The organism is Halomonas icarae (assembly GCF_009901955.1).
Classification (GTDB): Bacteria; Pseudomonadota; Gammaproteobacteria; order Pseudomonadales; family Halomonadaceae; genus Halomonas; species Halomonas icarae.
This window is the reverse complement of record NZ_WUTS01000001.1, coordinates 2,333,096-2,351,106: the sequence shown is the minus strand read 5'-3', so window position 1 is coordinate 2,351,106 and position 18,011 is coordinate 2,333,096. Positions and strand designations below refer to the sequence as shown.

Annotated in this window: 15 protein-coding genes; 9 read left to right on the top strand and 6 right to left on the bottom strand. The window is 66.2% G+C overall.

All coding sequences use genetic code 11. The features are described 5' to 3' along the window. Position 1: 1 nt before the first annotated feature. The 5 genes from GRB80_RS10625 (at position 2) to GRB80_RS10605 (ending at position 5,279) form a co-directional block, all read left to right on the top strand. On the top strand, positions 2-1,192 hold the full coding sequence (locus GRB80_RS10625; RefSeq protein WP_161423563.1) for a vWA domain-containing protein: 1,191 nt from the start codon (positions 2-4) through the stop codon (positions 1,190-1,192). A gap of 101 nt (positions 1,193-1,293) precedes the next feature. Next, positions 1,294-1,956 carry a hypothetical protein gene (locus GRB80_RS10620; RefSeq protein WP_132043942.1) on the top strand — a complete coding sequence of 221 codons (663 nt, stop codon included), beginning with the start codon at positions 1,294-1,296 and terminating at the stop codon, positions 1,954-1,956. Positions 1,957-1,958: 2 nt separating this feature from the next. Then, positions 1,959-2,720 (top strand): DUF3307 domain-containing protein, encoded by a 762-nt coding sequence (locus GRB80_RS10615; RefSeq protein WP_161423562.1) that lies wholly within the window; start codon positions 1,959-1,961, stop codon positions 2,718-2,720. Positions 2,721-2,905: 185 nt separating this feature from the next. Then, positions 2,906-4,630, top strand: coding sequence for a proline--tRNA ligase (locus GRB80_RS10610; protein ID WP_161423561.1), 1,725 nt, complete (start codon positions 2,906-2,908; stop codon positions 4,628-4,630). 1 nt (position 4,631) lies between these two features. Beyond that, positions 4,632-5,279 carry a lytic transglycosylase domain-containing protein gene (locus GRB80_RS10605; protein WP_374708656.1) on the top strand — a complete coding sequence of 216 codons (648 nt, stop codon included), beginning with the start codon at positions 4,632-4,634 and terminating at the stop codon, positions 5,277-5,279. A gap of 107 nt (positions 5,280-5,386) precedes the next feature. On the opposite strand, the gene ccoM is transcribed toward GRB80_RS10605, so the two are convergent. The 3 genes from ccoM to rfaH all read right to left on the bottom strand — a co-directional run bounded on the left by ccoM (position 5,387) and on the right by rfaH (position 6,714). Then, a complete protein-coding gene (gene ccoM / locus GRB80_RS16545; protein ID WP_306766913.1) occupies positions 5,387-5,497 on the bottom strand; it encodes a cytochrome c oxidase subunit CcoM in 111 nt (36 codons plus the stop codon). A 129-nt stretch (positions 5,498-5,626) separates the two neighbouring features. Then, entirely contained in the window at positions 5,627-6,133 is a 507-nt protein-coding gene (locus GRB80_RS10600) for an FKBP-type peptidyl-prolyl cis-trans isomerase (protein ID WP_161423560.1), read from the bottom strand. Between the two features lie 47 nt (positions 6,134-6,180). Then, positions 6,181-6,714, bottom strand: a complete 534-nt coding sequence (gene rfaH / locus GRB80_RS10595) for a transcription/translation regulatory transformer protein RfaH (RefSeq protein WP_161423559.1) — start codon at positions 6,712-6,714, stop codon at positions 6,181-6,183. Between the two features lie 137 nt (positions 6,715-6,851). Between rfaH and GRB80_RS10590 the strand changes: the two genes are divergently transcribed. After that, entirely contained in the window at positions 6,852-8,219 is a 1,368-nt protein-coding gene (locus tag GRB80_RS10590) for an AmpG family muropeptide MFS transporter (protein WP_161423558.1), read from the top strand. Between the two features lie 62 nt (positions 8,220-8,281). Here the strand turns inward: GRB80_RS10590 and GRB80_RS10585 are convergent, their stop codons facing one another. Next, positions 8,282-10,114: an SEC-C domain-containing protein gene (locus GRB80_RS10585; protein ID WP_161423557.1), complete on the bottom strand. Its 1,833-nt coding sequence runs from the start codon at positions 10,112-10,114 to the stop codon at positions 8,282-8,284. A gap of 66 nt (positions 10,115-10,180) precedes the next feature. Continuing rightward, complete coding sequence (locus GRB80_RS10580; protein WP_161423556.1) at positions 10,181-11,422, bottom strand: ABC1 kinase family protein; 1,242 nt, start codon at positions 11,420-11,422, stop codon at positions 10,181-10,183. 119 nt (positions 11,423-11,541) lie between these two features. On the opposite strand from GRB80_RS10580, the gene GRB80_RS10575 reads away from it, so the two are divergent. The 3 genes from GRB80_RS10575 (at position 11,542) to GRB80_RS10565 (ending at position 15,227) form a co-directional block, all read left to right on the top strand. Further along, complete coding sequence (locus tag GRB80_RS10575) at positions 11,542-13,473, top strand: DNA topoisomerase III (protein ID WP_161423555.1); 1,932 nt, start codon at positions 11,542-11,544, stop codon at positions 13,471-13,473. Beyond that, entirely contained in the window at positions 13,473-14,378 is a 906-nt protein-coding gene (locus tag GRB80_RS10570; protein ID WP_132043966.1) for a ketopantoate reductase family protein, read from the top strand. The genes GRB80_RS10575 and GRB80_RS10570 overlap by 1 nt, the downstream gene beginning before the upstream one ends. Positions 14,379-14,585: 207 nt before the next feature. Next, positions 14,586-15,227, top strand: coding sequence for a hypothetical protein (locus GRB80_RS10565; RefSeq protein ID WP_237561968.1), 642 nt, complete (start codon positions 14,586-14,588; stop codon positions 15,225-15,227). 132 nt (positions 15,228-15,359) lie between these two features. Here the strand turns inward: GRB80_RS10565 and ppc are convergent, their stop codons facing one another. Continuing rightward, complete coding sequence (gene ppc / locus GRB80_RS10560) at positions 15,360-18,008, bottom strand: phosphoenolpyruvate carboxylase (protein WP_132043968.1); 2,649 nt, start codon at positions 18,006-18,008, stop codon at positions 15,360-15,362. Between the last annotated feature and the right edge of the window lie 3 nt (positions 18,009-18,011).

Sequence of the window (18,011 nt, the reverse complement as noted above, 5' to 3'; positions counted from 1 at the left end):
CATGTTTATCGGCCTGTTCGAGACCCTCAAGCGTGCCGGCGTCCCGGTATCGCTGCGCGAATTGCTCGACCTCCATGCGGTGGTGGAACGCGGCGTGGTCTTCGCCGACATGGAGGCGTTCTACCAGATTGCCCGCACCGTGATGGTCAAGGATGAGCGCCACTTCGACCGCTTCGATCGGGCCTTCGCCGCCTGGTTCGAAGGACTCGAGAACCTCGACGCCGCCATCGAGGCGCTGATCCCCGATGACTGGCTGCGCCGCGAGTTCGAGAAGCAGCTCTCCGATGAGGAGAAGGCCCAAATCGAATCTCTGGGCGGCCTCGAGCAGCTGATCGAGACCTTCAAGAAGCGTCTCGAGGAGCAGCAGGAGCGCCATGCGGGCGGTAACAAGTGGATCGGTACCGGCGGCACCAGCCCCTTCGGTGCCTACGGCTATAACCCGGAGGGAATTCGCATCGGCCAGGATGGCTCTCGCCACCGGCGTGCGGCCAAGGTGTGGGATGAGCGCCGCTTTCGCGACTATGACGACTCCCTGGAGCTTGGCACGCGCAACACCAAGATGGCGCTGCGCCGGCTCAGGAAGTTCGCGCGCCAGGGGGCCGCGGAGGAGTTCGATGTCGATGCCACCATTCGCGAAACCGCGCGGGATGCCGGCCTGCTCAATGTGCAGATGCGCCCCGAGCGCCATAACGCGGTGAAGGTGTTGCTGCTGCTCGATGTGGGCGGCTCCATGGACGACCATGTCCGCACCTGCGAGGAGCTGTTCTCGGCGGCCCGTTCGGAGTTCAAGCACCTGGAAGCCTACTACTTCCATAACTGCATCTACGAGGGGGTGTGGCGCAGCAGTGCCGGCACCCAGACTCGCCGTCATGCCGAACGCCTCCCGACCATGGAGTTGCTGCACACCTATGGCGATGACTATCAGGTGGTGATCGTCGGCGATGCGGCCATGTCGCCCTACGAGATCACCCATCCCGGCGGCAGCGTGGAGCACTTCAATGACGAGGCCGGCGCGGTGTGGCTGAAGCGCGTGATCGACAAGTTCCCTCGGCTGGTATGGCTCAACCCCATGCCACGTCACACCTGGGACGTTACCCACTCCACCCGGCTGATCCGCCAGCTGGTCGAGGATCGCATGTACCCCATGACTCTCGAGGGGCTGGAGAGCGCCATGCGAACCCTGAACAAATAGCCCATAAGGGCTATAAACCCATTTAATAGCCTTTAAAGGCTATAAACTGGCGACATAGCCACAGGCGGCTATACTGAGACGCAGGCTCAAGGAGTGACTGCGTGTTCGAGAAGACCACCCCGACCCAACGCATCGCCGTACTGACCGGCGACGTGGTCGACTCACGCAAGGTGAGCGACCGCCGTCGCCTCTATCGCCTCCTGGATGACAGCCTGCAGCGCCTGGCCAGGCAACAACAGGGTCATGCCGAGCGCTTTCGCGGCGATGGCTTCCAGATCGCCCTGCCCCGGGCTCGGCATGCCATGACGGCGGCCATCGCCCTGCGTGCGGCGCTGATCGAACACTCCGAACCCGACCAACGTTGGGATGCCCGTATCGCGGTGGCCGTGGGGCCGGCCAGATGGCACGCCGACCTGCGCATCGCCGAAGCCGATGACGCCCCCTTCGTCGCCTCGGGGCACCGACTGGATCGCCTGGGAGAGGGCAGCGAACATCTCGCGCTGACACTGCTCGACGACCCTGACGATGGCAGCCTGGCGTTGCTGATGCGCTTTCTCGATGACCTGCTCGCTGGCTGGTCCCCCTATTCGGCGGAGGTGGTCCAGCTGAGCCTCGAGCGGACCCTGTCCCAGCAAGCCATGGCGACGCATCTCGGCATCAGCCAGCCCAGCGTCTACAAACGCCTGAAGGCGGCACGCTGGCCACTGCTCAGCGATACCCTCGCCTATCTCGAGACCCGCCTGGCCGACAAGGACGCTGGCTGACCATGACACCGAACGAACTCTCGCTGCTGCTGGGCCTGGTGCTCGCCCATCTGGTCGGCGACTTCCTGCTGCAGCCACGCCACTGGGTCGAAGAGCGTTTTCGGCTACGCCACCGCTCACGCCATCTCTACTATCACGGTGCCGTGCATGGGGGACTCACCGCCCTGGTGCTGCTTGTCGCGACCCTGTTGCTGCCCGACGCGCCGGGGCCGGCAGGAGCACTCGGCGGCGCCCTGGGGGTGGGAGTCAGCCACTGGATAATCGATCTGGTGAAGGCCCGGCTACCCGGCACCTTACGCTGGTTCCTGCTCGACCAGGCGCTGCACCTGAGTGTGCTCCTCCTGATCTGGCTGGCCTGGATCGGCAGCATGGCGCCGCTGGAACCCCTCGGTGCCTGGCTGCTCTCGCCCGGGGTGCTGGGCGTGGCGGCGGCCTACCTGATCGTGACGCGCCCCCTGTCGTTTGCCATCGCCATGGTGTTGACGCCCTGGAGCCGCCAGATCGAGGAGGCCGGTACGCTGGACCGGGCCGGGGCACAGATCGGCATGCTCGAGCGCCTGCTGGTGCTCTCCCTGGTGCTGCTGGATCAGCTCGCCGCCGTGGGCTTTCTGCTCGCGGCCAAGTCGGTACTGCGCTATGGCGACCTGCGTGAGGCGAGGGATCGCAAGCTGACCGAATACGTGCTGCTGGGCACCCTGATAAGCGTTGCCACGACGCTGGTGCTGGGCCTGACGCTGCGGCTTCTGCTATCCAGCCCAGTGTAGGAAAACTGGATGCACGACATCACCGTTATCTTGACCCCGCGCGATACAGTTATCTTGACCCAATGCGATAGTACTTCTTTCATCGAGACGAGCGCCTTTTGCCGCGCCCGTGGCTTGGCCGTACAATGCCACCATCATTGCCGCCCTTGCGGCCCCCCTTTGACTACCGAGGAAACGCCGGACCCATGCGCGCTACCCAGATGCTGATTTCCACCCTGAAGGAAACCCCCGCCGATGCAGAGGTCATCAGCCACCAGCTGATGCTGCGGGCCGGCATGATCCGCCGCCTCACCTCCGGCCTGTACACCTGGTTGCCGCTGGGGGTGAAGACCCTGCGCAAGGTCGAGCGCATCGTGCGTGAGGAGATGAACCGGGCGGGCGCCCAGGAAGTGCTGATGCCGGCGGTTCAGCCTGCCGAGCTGTGGCAGGAGTCCGGCCGTTGGGAGCAGTATGGCCCGGAGCTTCTGCGCCTCAAGGATCGTCACGACCGCGACTACTGCGTGGGCCCTACCCACGAAGAGGTGATCACCGACCTGGTCCGCAAGGAGATCTCCAGCTACAAGCAGCTGCCGGCCAACTTCTATCAGATCCAGACCAAGTTCCGCGATGAGATTCGCCCCCGCTTCGGGGTCATGCGCTCCCGCGAGTTCATCATGAAGGATGCCTACTCCTTCCATGTGGACGAGGCCTCCCTCAAGGAGACCTACCAGGCGATGTATGACGCCTACACGCGGATCTTCACCCGCCTGGGGCTGGACTTCCGCCCGGTGATCGCCGACAACGGCGCCATCGGCGGTACCGGCTCCCACGAGTTTCATGTGCTGGCCGAGTCCGGTGAAGACGACATCGTCTTCTCCACCGACTCCGACTACGCCGCCAACATGGAGAAGGCCGAGGCACTGCCGGCACCGCTGGGCAGCGATGTTCAGCGCGCCGCCCCCGGCGAGGAGCTGCGCCTGGTCGACACCCCCGATGCCAGGACCATCGCCGCCTTGGTGGAGCAGCACGGCCTGCCCATCGAGAAGACCATCAAGACACTGATGGTTCATGCCGCCGAGGACGGCCTGATCGCCCTGCTGGTGCGTGGTGACCACGAGCTCAACGAGGTGAAGGCCGAGAACCTGCCCGAGGTGGCCGCTCCGCTGACCATGGCCAGTGAAGAGGAGATCCGCGCCGCGGTGGGTGCCGGTCCCGGCTCCCTCGGTCCGGTCAACCTCGAGATGCCGGTCATCATCGACCGTAGCGTGGCACTGATGAGCGACTTCGGTGCCGGCGCCAACATCGACGGCAAGCACTACTTCGGCATCAACTGGGAGCGTGATGTGGCACTGCCCAGCGTGGCCGATATCCGCAATGTGGTCGAGGGCGACCCCTCGCCGGATGGCAAGGGTGTGCTCGCCATCAAGCGCGGCATCGAGGTCGGTCATGTCTTCCAGCTGGGGCAGAAATACTCCGAGGCCATGAACGCCAGCGTGCTGGGTGACGAAGGCCGTGCCATCCACCCCTGGATGGGCTGCTACGGCATCGGTGTCACCCGCGTGGTGGCCGCCGCCATCGAGCAGAACCATGACGACGCCGGCATCATCTGGCCCGACGCCCTCGCTCCCTTCCATATCGCGCTGGTGCCCATGAATGCCCACAAGTCACAGCGCGTACGCGAGGAGTCGGAGAAGCTCTATGCCGAGCTGAGCGCCGCCGGTTTCGAGGTGCTGCTGGACGACCGCGACCTGCGCCCCGGGGTGAAGTTTGCCGACCACGAGCTGATGGGGCTTCCTCACCGCCTGGTGGTGGGCGATCGCGGACTGGACAAGGGTGAACTGGAATACAAGGGACGCCGTGACAACGACGCCACCATGGTGCCGGCCGGGGAGATCCTCGACTTCCTGCGTCAGAAGGTTCAGCTGGGTTAACGTGCAGCGCCCGCTTGTCGCCCTGGTGATAGGCGGGTGGTTGGCGACGGCGTCAGCGGCCGACGAGCAGGGCTTCCTAAGCGCGCTCGAGGCCGACGGCAAGCCGTTGCTGGTCGAACCGCTGCCGCCCGCGCCGCACACCCTGCGCACCACCCTCGACGAGGCGCTCTCCCGCCCTCGCCCACCGGCCGAGGTGTGGGCCGCGCGTCAGTGGCTCAACGCCATGGAGCCCTCGCTCGAGCGCTATATCAAGGAACCGACACTGCGCCACGAGCTGCTGCGCCGGGTCTATCACGAGGCGACCCTGGCGGGCCTGCCTCCCGAGCTGGTGCTGGCCCTGATCCAGGTGGAGAGCGCCTTTCGAATCGAGGCGGTCTCCTCTGCCGGGGCGGTTGGGCTGATGCAGATCATGCCGTTCTGGATCCGCGAGCTGGGCCTGCCCGCCGATGACCTCAAGGACCCCTGGCGCAATCTGCGCTATGGCTGCACGATACTGGCCCACTACCTGGCGGTGGAGAACGGTGATCTCACCGACGCCCTGGCCCGCTACAACGGCAGCCTGGGCAAGACCTGGTACCCTGAGCGGGTGATGCGCGCCTGGCAGCGCCACTGGCGCCCCGCCGAGGAGCGCCTGGCGATCACGCGCTGATCGGCGAAGAGCCAAAATCGAATAAGCAAAAAAAGGCCGACCCGTGAAGGTCGGCCCACTGGGGGGATGACTCCCCCCTCCCCTGACGACTCGTGCCGTGACTGACTTCAGCGCTTCTTGCGGTGATCCCGCACGATGAAGGTGATCCAGCCACCCATGAAAGCGACCATCATCGCGACGGTGACTAGCCCAAAGACTACAGCGTCATCCAGATACATGTTGATCTCCTCCCCGCCCTGATGTGTTGAATCCACTGTAAGCCGGAACGGCGGGGGGAATTCTGATCTGAATCAAGTTACGCTCCGGCGCCTGCCGGGAGCCATCAGCCAATTGATTCAGATCAGTTTTCAGAACAGCTTCTTGTCTTCAACCTGGGTGTGGTCCGTGTCGGGGGGCAGCGGGTGGCCCTTGGCGAGCTCGGCACGGGAGGCCTCACGAACCGTCAGCACCTCGAGCTCATAGCGCAGGATTTGACCGGCCAGGGGATGGTTGGTGTCGATCAGCACGCTGTCGTCATGTACCTCCAGGACGGTGACGATCTGGGGGCCATCATCGCCAGGGGTCTGGAAACGCATGCCAGGCGAGAGCTCGGGAACCGGAAAGGCGTCCCGCCCCACCTCGCGCTTGAGGGCCTCATTACGCAGGCCATAGGCCTCGGCGGGCATCAGGGTCACGGTCAGTTCGGCCCCCTCGGCCTGGCCGTCCAGGGCACGCTCCAGGCCGGCGACGATGTTGTGGTGGCCGTGCAGGTATTCGAGGGGCTGCTGGCGGGCGCGGGAGTCATCGAGGACCCGGCCGTCGGCATCAATCAGCACATAGTGCAGCGTGACGACACACTGGGGAGCGATGGTCATGGGCTTCTCCTGAGTGGGAGGGGATAACGTGACAGGGCGGGGGCGACCTAGCCGCGCCGTAGATTGGCGACCGGCATCTCCAGACGCTGCTGACGCTGCAGCATGTTGAGCAGCACGATGGCGCGCTCTTCCCCCTTGTGGCTCTCGAACACCGCCTGCAGCTCCTTGAAGGGCCCTTCGGTGATCTGCACCACCTCGCCGGCCTGGAAATAGAAGTTGGCATCCTGGTCGCGCTCGTTACCCTTGTCGCGCAGGGTCGCCACCAGGCTGTCATCCACGGCGACCGGCGTATCGCCGAAGGTGACCAGTTTCAACACGCCCCGGGTGGAGCGGATCGGCCGCCAGTTGCTGACCAGTCGGTCGAGGCGAATAAACAGATAGTAGGGAAACAGCGGCTCGGTGACCCAGGTCAGCTTGCCGCGGCGCTTCTTCTGAACGTCGAGTACCGGATGGAAGACCTCGAAGCCCTGGTTGAGCAGATTCTCGGTGGCGCGAAAGGATTCGCCCCCCTTGCACTGGATCACATACCAGCGCGGCACGGCCGCATCGTCTTCCTGGCGGATCGTATCGCTCTCCTTCATGGGGTCTCCCGTCGCTCTGGATGCTGGTATCACTGCCGGGGCTCTGCAACAATCGCTCGTTGCTTGTGCGCCCCGCTTGCGGGCCGGGCGCCCGGCGAAAGAGGCGAGGATTCTAACACCGTTGCAAGGAGAGCCCCATGCCGACGCCACCCGTGCAGAGAAGCTGGCAAGATGCCCTGGCGATCTATCTGCGTGCGCCTGTCATCACCATGCTGTTCCTGGGCTTCTCCGCCGGCCTGCCCTTCCTGCTGGTGTTCTCCACGCTGTCGGCCTGGCTGCGCAGCGACGGTGTCGAGGTGGCGGCGATCGGCTTCTTCGCCTGGATCGGCATGCTCTATTCGATCAAGTTCTTCTGGGCGCCGGTGGTGGACCGCCTGCCACTGCCGTTGCTGACTCGCCGCCTCGGCCAGCGCCGCGGCTGGATGCTGCTGGCTCAGGCAATGATCGTCGCCGGGCTGGTGGGGCTCGCCGGAATCGACCCGCTCGGGCAGCTGCCCCTGGTGGCCGCCTTCGCCCTGCTGGTCGCCTTCGGCAGCGCCACCCAGGATATCGCCATCGATGCCTTCCGCATCGAGTCGGCGCCTGAGGACATCCAGGCGGCCATGGCCTCCACCTATATCATCGGCTACCGGGGCGGCCTGCTGGCGGCCGGTGCGGGGGCGCTCTACGTCGCCTCCTGGCTCTCCTGGGAGGCCGCCTATCTGACCATGGCGGCACTGGTGGGCATCGGCATCATCACGGTGCTGGTGCGCCCGGAACCCGAGCGGCTCTCGCTGAGCACGCAGTTGATCCACGAGCCACGCGTGCGCGCCTTCCTGCGGTCCAGTCGCGGAAGACCCAAGCCCCTGCGGCGCCTGGGCGCCTGGGTGATCGGCGCCATCGTCTGCCCCTTCACCGACTTCTTTACCCGCTATCGGCACAAGGCCCTGTGGCTGCTGCTCTTCGTGGCGGTATTTCGCATCAGCGACCTGGCCATGGCGTCCATGGCCAACCCGCTCTATATCGACCTGGGCTTCTCACTCCAGGAGATCGCCAACGTCACCAATGCGTTCGGTATCGCCATGAGCATCGGTGGGGGCATGCTGGGGGGGCTGCTGGTGGCACGCTACGGCATCGGGCCGCTCCTGGTGCTCGGCGCCACGGCCGCCGCACTGACCAACCTGCTGTTCAGCGCCCTGGCGCTGACCGGCCAGAGCCTGCCCATGCTGGTCATGGCCATCGTCGGCGACAACCTGGCCAATGGCCTGGCCAGTGCGGTCTTTATCGCCTTTCTCTCCAGCCTGACCTCGAGGGCCTACACCGCGACGCAGTACGCGCTGTTCTCGTCGCTGATGACCCTGCCAGGCAAGTTCCTGAGCGGCTTCGGCGGGCTGGTCGTCGAGGTCGAGGGCTATGCCACCTTCTTCCTGATCTCCGCCGTCATGGGGATTCCGGCGGTGCTGCTGGCACTCTGGATCAGCCGCGACCGTGAGCTGATGCCCGTCCCTGAAGCATCGAGAGCATGAATACCGGGCGCCTGGCGGCGCCATTCGCCCGGCAGAGCCGGCCTCCTACATGGCACAATGGCTCAGCGCCGGCTGAGCCACTCCTGCAGCCACGCCAGGCCCCCCGGTGTGGCCCGCCACTGATCGCGCATCAGGGTGCGATACTGCCAAGCCTCGGCCCGGCTGCCCGGCTCGACCGCGCCATCCTCGCCCACCGGCGTCGGCGGCGCCGAGCTGTCACCACACATCAGCTTCACCGCGTGAGCATTGTGGGCATGAGTCTCCTCCAGCGCCTGGGCCGCCTCGTCGAGCCGGTCGAGGCGATAGAGCGCCAAAACACGTCCCATCAGCACGCCCAGCACCGGCCCCTCGGCCTCGGCTTCCGGTGGCTGCTCACTGAGCGCCAACGCCTCGCTGTCGCGTCCGTCCCGCAACAGCTGGTCGAGCACCAGCTCGCGAAGCCCCAGGCTGTCATGGCGATCCAGGGCCAGCAGGCTTTCGGCGAGCCTTCGTGAACGCTCCCGCGCCCCGCGCTCCATGCCGACCACCAACGCCAGCCCCGTCCGCAACAGCAGCGTGTTGTCGGCATCTTCCCAGGCCAGGGTGCCCGGCCCCTCGGCCGCCACCTGCTCCAGCCAGCGCTCCAGCCGGAGGGCAAGCGGCACGAACAGGCTCGGCGCCATCCAGGGCAGGCTGCCGAAGCGCGAGGTCAGCGCCAGAGTCAGTTCCTGGACGACTGCCGGTGCATCCAGCCACTCCGGATGGCGGCAAAGCTCGGGCAACCACTCCGCGGCAGCGGGCCAGGGATCATCATCGAGTCCCAGTGGGGAGTCGGAAACACCCGATATCGGGAAGACCCGTCGCCAGGCGGCGTGCAGGGTGTCCTCGCGGGCGGTGGTGTGATACAGGAGCCGCCCCTCCCCGGTGCATGACACGGCCAGGCGCGGAGCGATCGGGAGCTCCTCGAGAAGCGCCTGCAGCGACGCCAGCGGCTCGGCCAGGTCTTCCTCGGCATTGAGCAGCTGCTCGGCCAGGGTGGCACCGGGGTTCTCGGCCAGGTCGGCGAGGAACTGCAGCTGCTCCGGCGCCAGATCCCCCTGGCGTGCCAGACGACGAAACCAGAAACTCGCTCGCTCGGCGGCCTCCTGCTCGTGCCCCTCGTGCAGCAGCAGCATGGCCTCGATATAGGCCAGGGTCGGCGAGTCCGGCAGCGCCTGCTGGGCACGCACGAAGGCCGCCCGGGCACTGTCCAGATCGTCGTTGTCGAGATGCATCAGACACAGGCGCTCCAGCGCCACTCCGCGCAGGAACAGTGGGCCATGCTCGAGCACCGTATCGAGAAGCGCCTCGCGCTTGCGATGAAAGCCGCGCTCCTGGAAGAGGTCGATCAGGATCTCGAAGGCGGGCTCGGCTTGCTCCGGTAGTCGAGACCAGTCACTGGACTCGAAGAGTGACTCGAGAATCTGCTGGGCGCGGCCGCGTTGGCCGGTCTCGGCCGCGATCAACCCCGCCTCGAGCAGCGCCTGGGCGGGGGCACGGCCGCTGGCCAGCGCCGCCTTGAGCGTGTCGCCCTTCCAGTCGCGCAGCGAGAGCATCCACATCAGGTGTTCGGGCACCGAGCCGGGCAGCGACACCGCGCCACAGCAGTGCTTGGTCTTGCGACCGGAGTCACACCAGCAGGGCTCGTTTCGCCCGGGGCGCGCCAGCGCTTCGCAGCGGAACTCCAGGCGCGCCAGGGGCGTCTGTGACCACAGCTCCGGCGCCAGCGCCTGGGCCAGTGACAGATCGCCGCCCACCAGTCGAGGCCCCTCTTCCCGCGCCCAGGCCATCAGCGCCGGATAACGCTCATCCTGGCGAATCGCCTTGAGCGCCCCCGAGGCAAATCCCAGCAGCTGTTCCACCCATACCGCCAGCATTGCGCACTCCACCGTCCGGAAAACGGCACAGTCTACCAGCCCGCCGGGGGGCTTGGCAGCCGCTTGCTACCTCGCCCACTCCAGCAGCGGTGCGGTGCGGGCCTGCATATCGAGCCGGGCGCCGAGGCGCACCAGGTTCCAGTAGTGGCCGTTGAGGGTTCGCGACAGCAGCAGGGTGTCTGCGGGCGGCTGCAGGCGATCCATGGCCGCCCACACCTTGGGTGAGAGCTCACGCAGGCGACGATGGACGCGCACATCGCCAAGGTCCTGCTCGCCGGGAGCGAAGAGCGCCGAGACGGCCTCCGCCGCCTCTCGGTAAAGCGACAGCGGTGCGCCCTGCCCCTGACGGCCACCCAGCTCGAGCAGGGCGCTATCCATGGCCATGGCATCCCCCTGCAAGGTGGCGTCGAGCAGATGCATCATCGCCTTGAGACGCTCGTCAGGCACCGGGATCACCGCCCCCAGGTCGTAGACCACCAGCCGAGCCTGGTCATCGGCGGCGAAGTTGCCGGCATGGGGGTCGGCATGCAGCTCGCCATGAGTGAAGAGCTCCTCGGTGAGCCAGTCGGCGAGGGTGGCGGCGATGCGCTGACGCGTGGCGTCATCCGCTGTCTCCAGGTCACGAAGCGGGGTCCCCGGCACATGGCGCATGGCCAGCACGCGCTCACCGGAGTAGGCCGGTAGCGGCTCGGGAATCACCACGCCCGGCCAGTCGGCATAGCGCTGTCGATAGCGCGCCAGCGCCTCGGCCTCGGCGCAGTAGTCAAGCTCTCCGCGCAGGCTCGCCGCCAGCTCCTCGAACAGCGCATCGAGGCGCGCCTGAGGCACCTTGAACCAGCGCCCGAGGCGCATCAGGCGGCGGACCTGTGCGAGATCTCCCTCCAGCACCTCGGCCAGCCCCGGGTACTGCACCTTGAGCACCAGCGTCTCCCCCTCATGCGTCACGGCGCGATGCACCTGGCCCATGGAGGCGCTGGCGAAGGGGCGTGTCTCGACCTCGCGAAATACCCTGTCGATATCCCCATAGTGATCATCCAGGGTGTGGCGGATCGACTCCCAGGGCATCGGTTCGGCCTGGCGCTGCAACCTGGCCAACTCCTCGGCAAGGTCCGCAGGCAGCAGATCGTCCCACTGGGACATGATCTGGGCCAGTTTCATGGCTGGCCCCTTGAGTTCGGAGAGCCCCTCGAACAGCGCCTCACCCAGGGCCCGCCAGTCGGCCTGCCCGCCCAGGCGAGTCCGCAACAGCGCACCACCGGTACGCGCTCCCAGCCCCATTAGCCGGCGTGTTCTGCCTCGCTCGCGCATCGCCCGGACTCCATGAAAATATTGATACAACAATTGTACACCATAATCGCAATGCAACACCTAGCCAAGCGTCGGTAACACTGGAAGAATCCTCAACTCTCACCGCAAGCGAGGACGCCATGCGCCTGATCATCGCCGAGAAGCCCAGCCTGGCCCGGGCCATCGCCGACGCCCTGCCCGGCTCCCCCCGCAAGCAGGAGGGGGCGATCGTCGTGGGCGACACCACCGTGACCTGGTGCCTCGGCCATCTGCTGGAGCAGGCGCCTCCCGACGCCTATGACCCGGCCCACAAGCAGTGGCGGCTGGACACCCTGCCGATCCTGCCCGAGCACTGGAAGCTCACCCCACGCCCCAAGGCTCGCGGCCAACTGGCGGCGATTCGCAAGCTGCTCAAGGCCGCCAATGAGGTGGTGCATGCCGGCGACCCCGACCGCGAAGGCCAGCTGCTGGTCCAGGAGGTGATCGAATACCTCGGCTGGAAGGGCAGGGTCTCACGACTGCTGGTCAGCGACCTCAACCGTCCCGCCGTGCAGCGGGCGCTGTCGCGACTGGAGGACAACCGTCGCTATCAGCCGCTCTACCGGGCCGCCGAATCACGCTCCCGCGCCGACTGGCTTTATGGCATCAACCTGACCCGGGCCTGGACGCTGACGGGCCGTCAGGCCGGTCATGACGGGGTGCTCTCGGTAGGTCGCGTACAGACCCCGGTGCTCGGCCTTGTGGTACGCCGGGACGCCGAAATTCGCGGCTTCACGCCCAGGCCCTTCTTCGTGCTATGGGCCGATCTTGCGGTGAGCCGCGGTGAGCTACGCGCCTGGTGGTCCCCCGGGGAACACCACCCGCTCGACGACCAGGGGCGCCTGCTGGCCCGGGAACCCGCGGCCAGCCTTGCCGAACGCCTGCCCGGGGCCGAGGGGCGACTGGTAACGCTGGAGACCCAGCAGAAGCGCCAGCCCGCCCCCCTGCCCTACTCGCTGTCGGCGCTGCAGGTCGATGCCGCCAGGCGCCATGGCATCTCCGCCAAGGTCGTGCTGGACACCTGCCAGTCGCTCTATGAGCGCCATCAGCTGATCACCTACCCGCGCTCCGACTGTCGCTATCTTCCCGAGGAGCATTTCGCCGCCGCCCGAGGCACCCTGGAAGGTGCCTGCCGTGAAGATGACACCCTGCGCGGCTGGTTGGACGGGGCCGATTTCACGCGCCGATCGCGAGCCTGGAATGACAGCAAGGTGGGCGCACACCATGCCCTGGCGCCCACCGGACGACCGGCGGACATGGCACGCCTCACGACCACCGAGGCGAACGTCTTCCGACTGATCGCCCGCAACGTGATCGCCCAGTTCTATCCGCCGCTCTCCACCCGCGACGTGAAGGCGGAGTTCTCGATCCTCGGGGAGACCTTCCGTGCCCGGGGCCAGGAGATCCTCGATCCCGGCTGGAAGCCGCTGTTCACCACCCGCGACGAGGCACCACCGCTGCCGCCGCTCAGCGAGGGTGAGGGGGGTCGCGTCCAGAACAGCGACGTGGAGGATCGCGAGACCCGGCCACCGGAGCCGTTCAATGACGCCAGCCTGATCAAGGCGATGATGAACATCGGCCGTTACGTGGACGATCCCGCCGTGAGACGCACCCTGCGCGAACACGATGGCCTGGGCACCGAAGCGACCCGCGCCGGCATCATCGAGACGCTGGTGGAGCGCGGGTATCTGGTCCGGGAGGGCAAGGCCCTGCGTGCCACCCGCCTGGGCAGTGCACTGATCGCGTCCCTGCCCGAAGCGGTGAGTCGCCCCGAGCGCACCGCGTTATGGGAGCAGCGCCTGGGGGCCATCGCCGAAGAGGACGCCGCCCCCGCCCCCTTCCTCGAGTCACTGGTGGCCGACCTGCGCACCCTGCTCGCCGCCGCCGATGCCGGCCGCCTGCGTCAGGCACTACATAGTGCCGAGGGCGCCGAGGCCAAGGCGCCCCGTCGCACCAGCGGGCGCCGCAGTTCCGGCCGCTCGGCCAGGAGCGGCAAGCGTCGCACTCCCCAACGCCGCAAGGAGAGCCGTTGATGGCCCTTCAGACACACTGGATCGTCGGGCCAGGCGCCATCGGCCGGCTGCTCGCCCTGCGTCTGGCCCAACAGGGCCAGCGGATAACGCTGATCGGCCGCCGCCCCCTTCCCGGCCTTCAGACACTGGTCACCCCCCGGGGTGAAACTCTCGACATGGAGGTGGTCACGCGGACTCGCCCACCCGACGGGGTTCCCGATCTCCTCCACCTGACCACCAAGGCCTACGCCGCCGAGGGGGCCTATCTTGAGCTCGCTTCCCGACTTCCCGCCGACCTCCCGCTGGTACTGTGGCAGAACGGCTTTCACACCCAGCCACGACTCGCGACACGTCACTTGGGCCCTGTGCTGTGCGCCACCACCACCGAAGGGGCCTATGTTGCCGCGGATGATCGCGTCGTCCACGCCGGCCGGGGCAACACCCTGATCGGCTCGCTGGAGGATGGTCATGACGACCTGGCGAGAACAGTGGCCAGCCTGCTGAGCACAAGCGGCCTGTCGGCCCAGGCGGTGCCGGACATTCGGCGACGGCTATGGCACAAGCTGGCCATCAACGCCGCCATCAATCCCCTGGTTGCCCACCACAGGATTCGCAATGGCGAGCTTCGCGACACGCCGTTTCGTGAGGAAGTAGAGGCGGTGATCGGTGAGGTGGCGAGGGTAATGGAAGCCGAAGGCATCGCACCGCCCGAAGGCAGCGGGCTCGATGGCTGGCGCACCCTGGTCTGGAGGGTGGTGGAGGCCACCGCCAGCAATCGCGCCTCGATGCTCCAGGACGTGTTGGCGGGACGTCCCACGGAGCATGTCGCCATTCTCGGCCCTCTTAGCGAGACCGCCAGGCGCCACGGCCTGGCGACACCCAGGCTGGATTCGTTGCTGGAGTCCCTGGCCGGTGATTCCGCCTAGCACGAGAGACATTCCCCGGACGAGCTGCCATGCCAGCCTTGATGCATTGCGCCTGCAGCGTCGACACTGTCGGAGAGTGTCCCTGCTATCGTCGGACCAGTTGGCTGGCGAACCGGGGATGGGCTTGCTAGCCTATATGGATCTCATCGCTACTCGCCCTGCGGCCTGGTACGAATGAATCAGGCCTCAGCGCAAGGACAGGGACCCATGTCATCCCGTCATACCGCATCCCGTCATACCGCACCCCGTCATACTATTACCGCGCTACTGGCTGCTCTTGCCTTCGGGACATCCCTTGGCGCTGTCGGCGCCGAAGGGAGCTCCCTCGCCGAAGAGGTCGTCAGACAGGCCGATCAGCATAGCCCCGCTTATGCCAGCCAGCCAGACAACCTGATGCGCCTGGAAAACGGTGTTGTCATCGACGGCCATGACATCGAGAGTCCCGACGGCTATACCTCCGGTTTTCGGCTGATTGCCGGCTTCAGTCCATTTCAGCTCCCCAAGCTGGATCTCGGTGCCGAGTTCCGCTACCACCATAGTGACGAGATGCCGACCCGCCTCGATAATCAGCAGCTACTGGTCAATACCGTCAGCCTCGGCGGCAGCCTGGTGGCCGGCGTGCGTCTGGGCCGCTTAGGCCTCTATGCCAAGTCGGGCCTGGTCGGCTGGGAGGGCGACGCCGTGATTCCACGTGGAGACAGCGATGAAACCGGCACCACGCGGGTTCGGGGCTTCGGCGCCCGCCTGCAGCTCCCGGGCTTTACCAGCCGCCTCGAGCTCGAGGAGTACGATTCGCCCGACATGGCGCATCTCAACCTGTTGACCGCCTCGATTCATATTCCCTTCTAAAGAGCGCGACTACACCGCTTCAGGGCGCAAGGCGCAAGGCGCAAGGGAATTTCATCGCTTCACCCCCAGGAGTGCAAAAGCTTCCTCGCACCTTGTTCCTCGTACCTTGTTCCTCGCCCCTGACCGCAGGCCCTATCCCGTATTTCGCAGCCCCGCGGCGATACCCGCCATGGTGACCATCAGCGCCCGCGACAGATCGGCGCTGATCGCCCCGTCGGCGTCACGATTACGCTGCAGCAGCTCCGCCTGCAGCCCATGTAGCGGGTCGATATAGGGATTACGCACGGCTATCGCCTGGTGGATCAACGGCGTCTTCTCCAGCAGTTCCTGCTGCTCGAGAATCTCCAGCAGCACTCCATTGAGCCGCTCGAAACGCTGCCGAAGGCGCTGCCCCAGCGCCTTGAGACTCGGCTCGTCGACGAGGCGATGCTCATAGTAGGCAGAGATGCCCACATCGGCCTTGGACAGCAGCATTTCCAGCATGTCCAGGTAGGTGCCGAAGAAGGGCCAGCGGTCACGCATCTCCTGAAGCACCTCGCGCCCCCCCTCCTCTTCGAGGCGGGTGGCGAAGGCCTCGCCACTCCCCAGCCAGGCGGGCAGCATCAGGCGTACCTGGGTCCAGGCAAAGATCCAGGGAATCGCCCGCAGTGTCTCCACTCCACCATCCTGGCGCCGCTTGGTAGGCCGCGAGCCCAGAGGCAGACGCCCTAGCGAACCCTCCGGTGTCACCGCACGGAAGTACGGCACGAAATCGTCATCCTCACGCACCACCCCCACGTAGGCCCCATGGGCAATCTCGGCCAGGCGATCCATCTCATCGCGCCAGTGGGGTTCCGGGTCGGGTGGCGGCAGCAGCGTTGCCTCCAGCACCGCGCAGGCGTAGATCTCCATGGAGCGCAGGGCGATCTCCGGCTGACCGAACTTGAAGCGGATCATCTCGCCCTGCTCGGTCACCCTGAGGCTGCCATTCACCGAGCCAGGCGGTTGAGAGAGAATCGCCGCATGAGCCGGGCCACCACCGCGCCCCACGGTACCACCGCGTCCATGGAACAGCGTCAAGTCCACGGCGTGACGACGGCACACCGTCACCAGGCTCTCCTGGGCACGGTACTGGGCCCAGGCGGCGGCCAGCTGGCCGGCATCCTTGGCCGAGTCCGAGTAGCCAATCATCACCTCCTGCCGGCCGTCGATCAGACGACGATAGCCGGGCAGCGAGAGCAGGCGGTCGATCGCCTCGCCGGCATGATTGAGATCGTTGAGGGTCTCGAACAGCGGTGCGATCGGCAGCTTGACCTCGCCCCCCACCTCCTTCATCAGTAGTGCCACGGTCAACACGTCGGACGGCTCTGCCGCCATGGAGATGACATAGGTCCCGAGTGCTTCGGCCTGCTCACTGGCGATGACTCTGAAGGTATCGATCACCTCCCGCGACTCCGTCGAGCACTCCCAGCGCCGCGGTATCAATGGTCGGCGTGACTCGAGTTCCTCGAGCAGAAAGGCCTGACGCTGCTCTTCGCTCCAGTCACGATAGTGCCCCAGGCCCAGACCGGCGGTGAGCTCCTCCATCACCTGGGCATGGCGACTCGCCTCCTGGCGGATATCGAGCTGGGTCAGGGTGACACCGAACACCGCCACCCGCCGCAGGGTATCCAGCAGCGCACCATTGGCGATGGTGTCGAGGCCCACATCGCAAAGCGAGCGGTAGCAGGCAAGCAGCGGTGAATAGAGCTGATCACGGCTCTCGATGATCGGCCCCCCATCATAGGGCTTGCCATCGAGACTCGCCTTGGCCCAGTCACGGGTAGCCTCGACTCGCGCCAGCAGCTGGCGCAACAACTCGCGATAGGGCTCCGGTGCGTCGCCAACCTCGGCCTTGAGCGCGCTGTTGGCCTTCCACATGGAGAGCTCGGCCTTGAGCTGTTCCAGATCGCGCAGATAAAGATCCGCGGCCATCCAGCGCCCCAGCAGCAACACCTCGCGAGTCACCCGGGAGGTCACGTTGGGGTTGCCATCGCGATCGCCCCCCATCCACGACGAGAAACTGATCGGCGCGGCATCCAGAGGCAGTCGCTCGCCGGCCGTATCCAGCAGCAGATTGTCCAGGTCGCGGTGAAAGTCGGGAACCGCCTGCCACAGCGAGTTTTCGATCACCGCGAAGCCCCATTTCGCCTCATCCACCGGAGACGGTCGTTCGTGACGGATCTCGTCGGTATGCCAGGCCTGACTGATCAGCTCCTCGAGACGCCCCTTGGCCCGCGCACCGCGCTCGGGATAATCACCCGATGACTCGATGGCGGTCAGGCAATCGTCGATGGCATCGTACTTCTGGATCAGGGTGCGTCGGATGACCTCGGTGGGGTGGGCGGTCAGTACCAATTCGACACGCATGCCGGCCAGGCTCTCGACCAGCTTGCGTGGTGAGTGGCCGGCACGGCGCGCCCGCTCCACCAGCTCGGAGAGCACCGGTTGCGTTCCCGGCCGGTAATCCTCGACGCGACGAAAGCGGGCCCGGTAGTGCTGTTCGGCGATATTGGCCAGGTTGAGAAACTGGTTGAAGGCGCGGGTTACCGGCAGCAGGTCGCGATCAGGCAAGCGGCGCAGGTACTCGATCAGTTCACGCTGAGCCTGCTCATCGCCCTGACGACCTCGCTTGGCGAAATCGCGGATGGCCTCGATCTTGTCGACGAAGTCGGCCCCCAGGTCATCGGCGATGGTGCGCCCCAGGCTATCGCCAAGGATACGAACATTGTCACGCAGGGATTCGTGAAGGTCATGGCTCATGAA

Excerpts from the sequence above, each read along its gene's own strand:
- GRB80_RS10625 (WP_161423563.1), top strand. The coding sequence starts at position 2 with ATGTTTATCGGCCTGTTCGAGACCCTCAAGCGTGCCGGCGTCCCGGTA.
- GRB80_RS10615 (WP_161423562.1), top strand. The coding sequence starts at position 1,959 with ATGACACCGAACGAACTCTCGCTGCTGCTGGGCCTGGTGCTCGCCCAT.
- GRB80_RS10610 (WP_161423561.1), top strand. The coding sequence starts at position 2,906 with ATGCGCGCTACCCAGATGCTGATTTCCACCCTGAAGGAAACCCCCGCC.
- ccoM (WP_306766913.1), bottom strand. The coding sequence starts at position 5,497 with ATGTATCTGGATGACGCTGTAGTCTTTGGGCTAGTCACCGTCGCGATG.
- GRB80_RS10600 (WP_161423560.1), bottom strand. The coding sequence starts at position 6,133 with ATGACCATCGCTCCCCAGTGTGTCGTCACGCTGCACTATGTGCTGATT.
- rfaH (WP_161423559.1), bottom strand. The coding sequence starts at position 6,714 with ATGAAGGAGAGCGATACGATCCGCCAGGAAGACGATGCGGCCGTGCCG.
- GRB80_RS10590 (WP_161423558.1), top strand. The coding sequence starts at position 6,852 with ATGCCGACGCCACCCGTGCAGAGAAGCTGGCAAGATGCCCTGGCGATC.
- GRB80_RS10585 (WP_161423557.1), bottom strand. The coding sequence starts at position 10,114 with ATGCTGGCGGTATGGGTGGAACAGCTGCTGGGATTTGCCTCGGGGGCG.
- GRB80_RS10580 (WP_161423556.1), bottom strand. The coding sequence starts at position 11,422 with ATGCGCGAGCGAGGCAGAACACGCCGGCTAATGGGGCTGGGAGCGCGT.
- GRB80_RS10575 (WP_161423555.1), top strand. The coding sequence starts at position 11,542 with ATGCGCCTGATCATCGCCGAGAAGCCCAGCCTGGCCCGGGCCATCGCC.
- GRB80_RS10570 (WP_132043966.1), top strand. The coding sequence starts at position 13,473 with ATGGCCCTTCAGACACACTGGATCGTCGGGCCAGGCGCCATCGGCCGG.
- GRB80_RS10565 (WP_237561968.1), top strand. The coding sequence starts at position 14,586 with ATGTCATCCCGTCATACCGCATCCCGTCATACCGCACCCCGTCATACT.
- ppc (WP_132043968.1), bottom strand. The coding sequence starts at position 18,008 with ATGAGCCATGACCTTCACGAATCCCTGCGTGACAATGTTCGTATCCTT.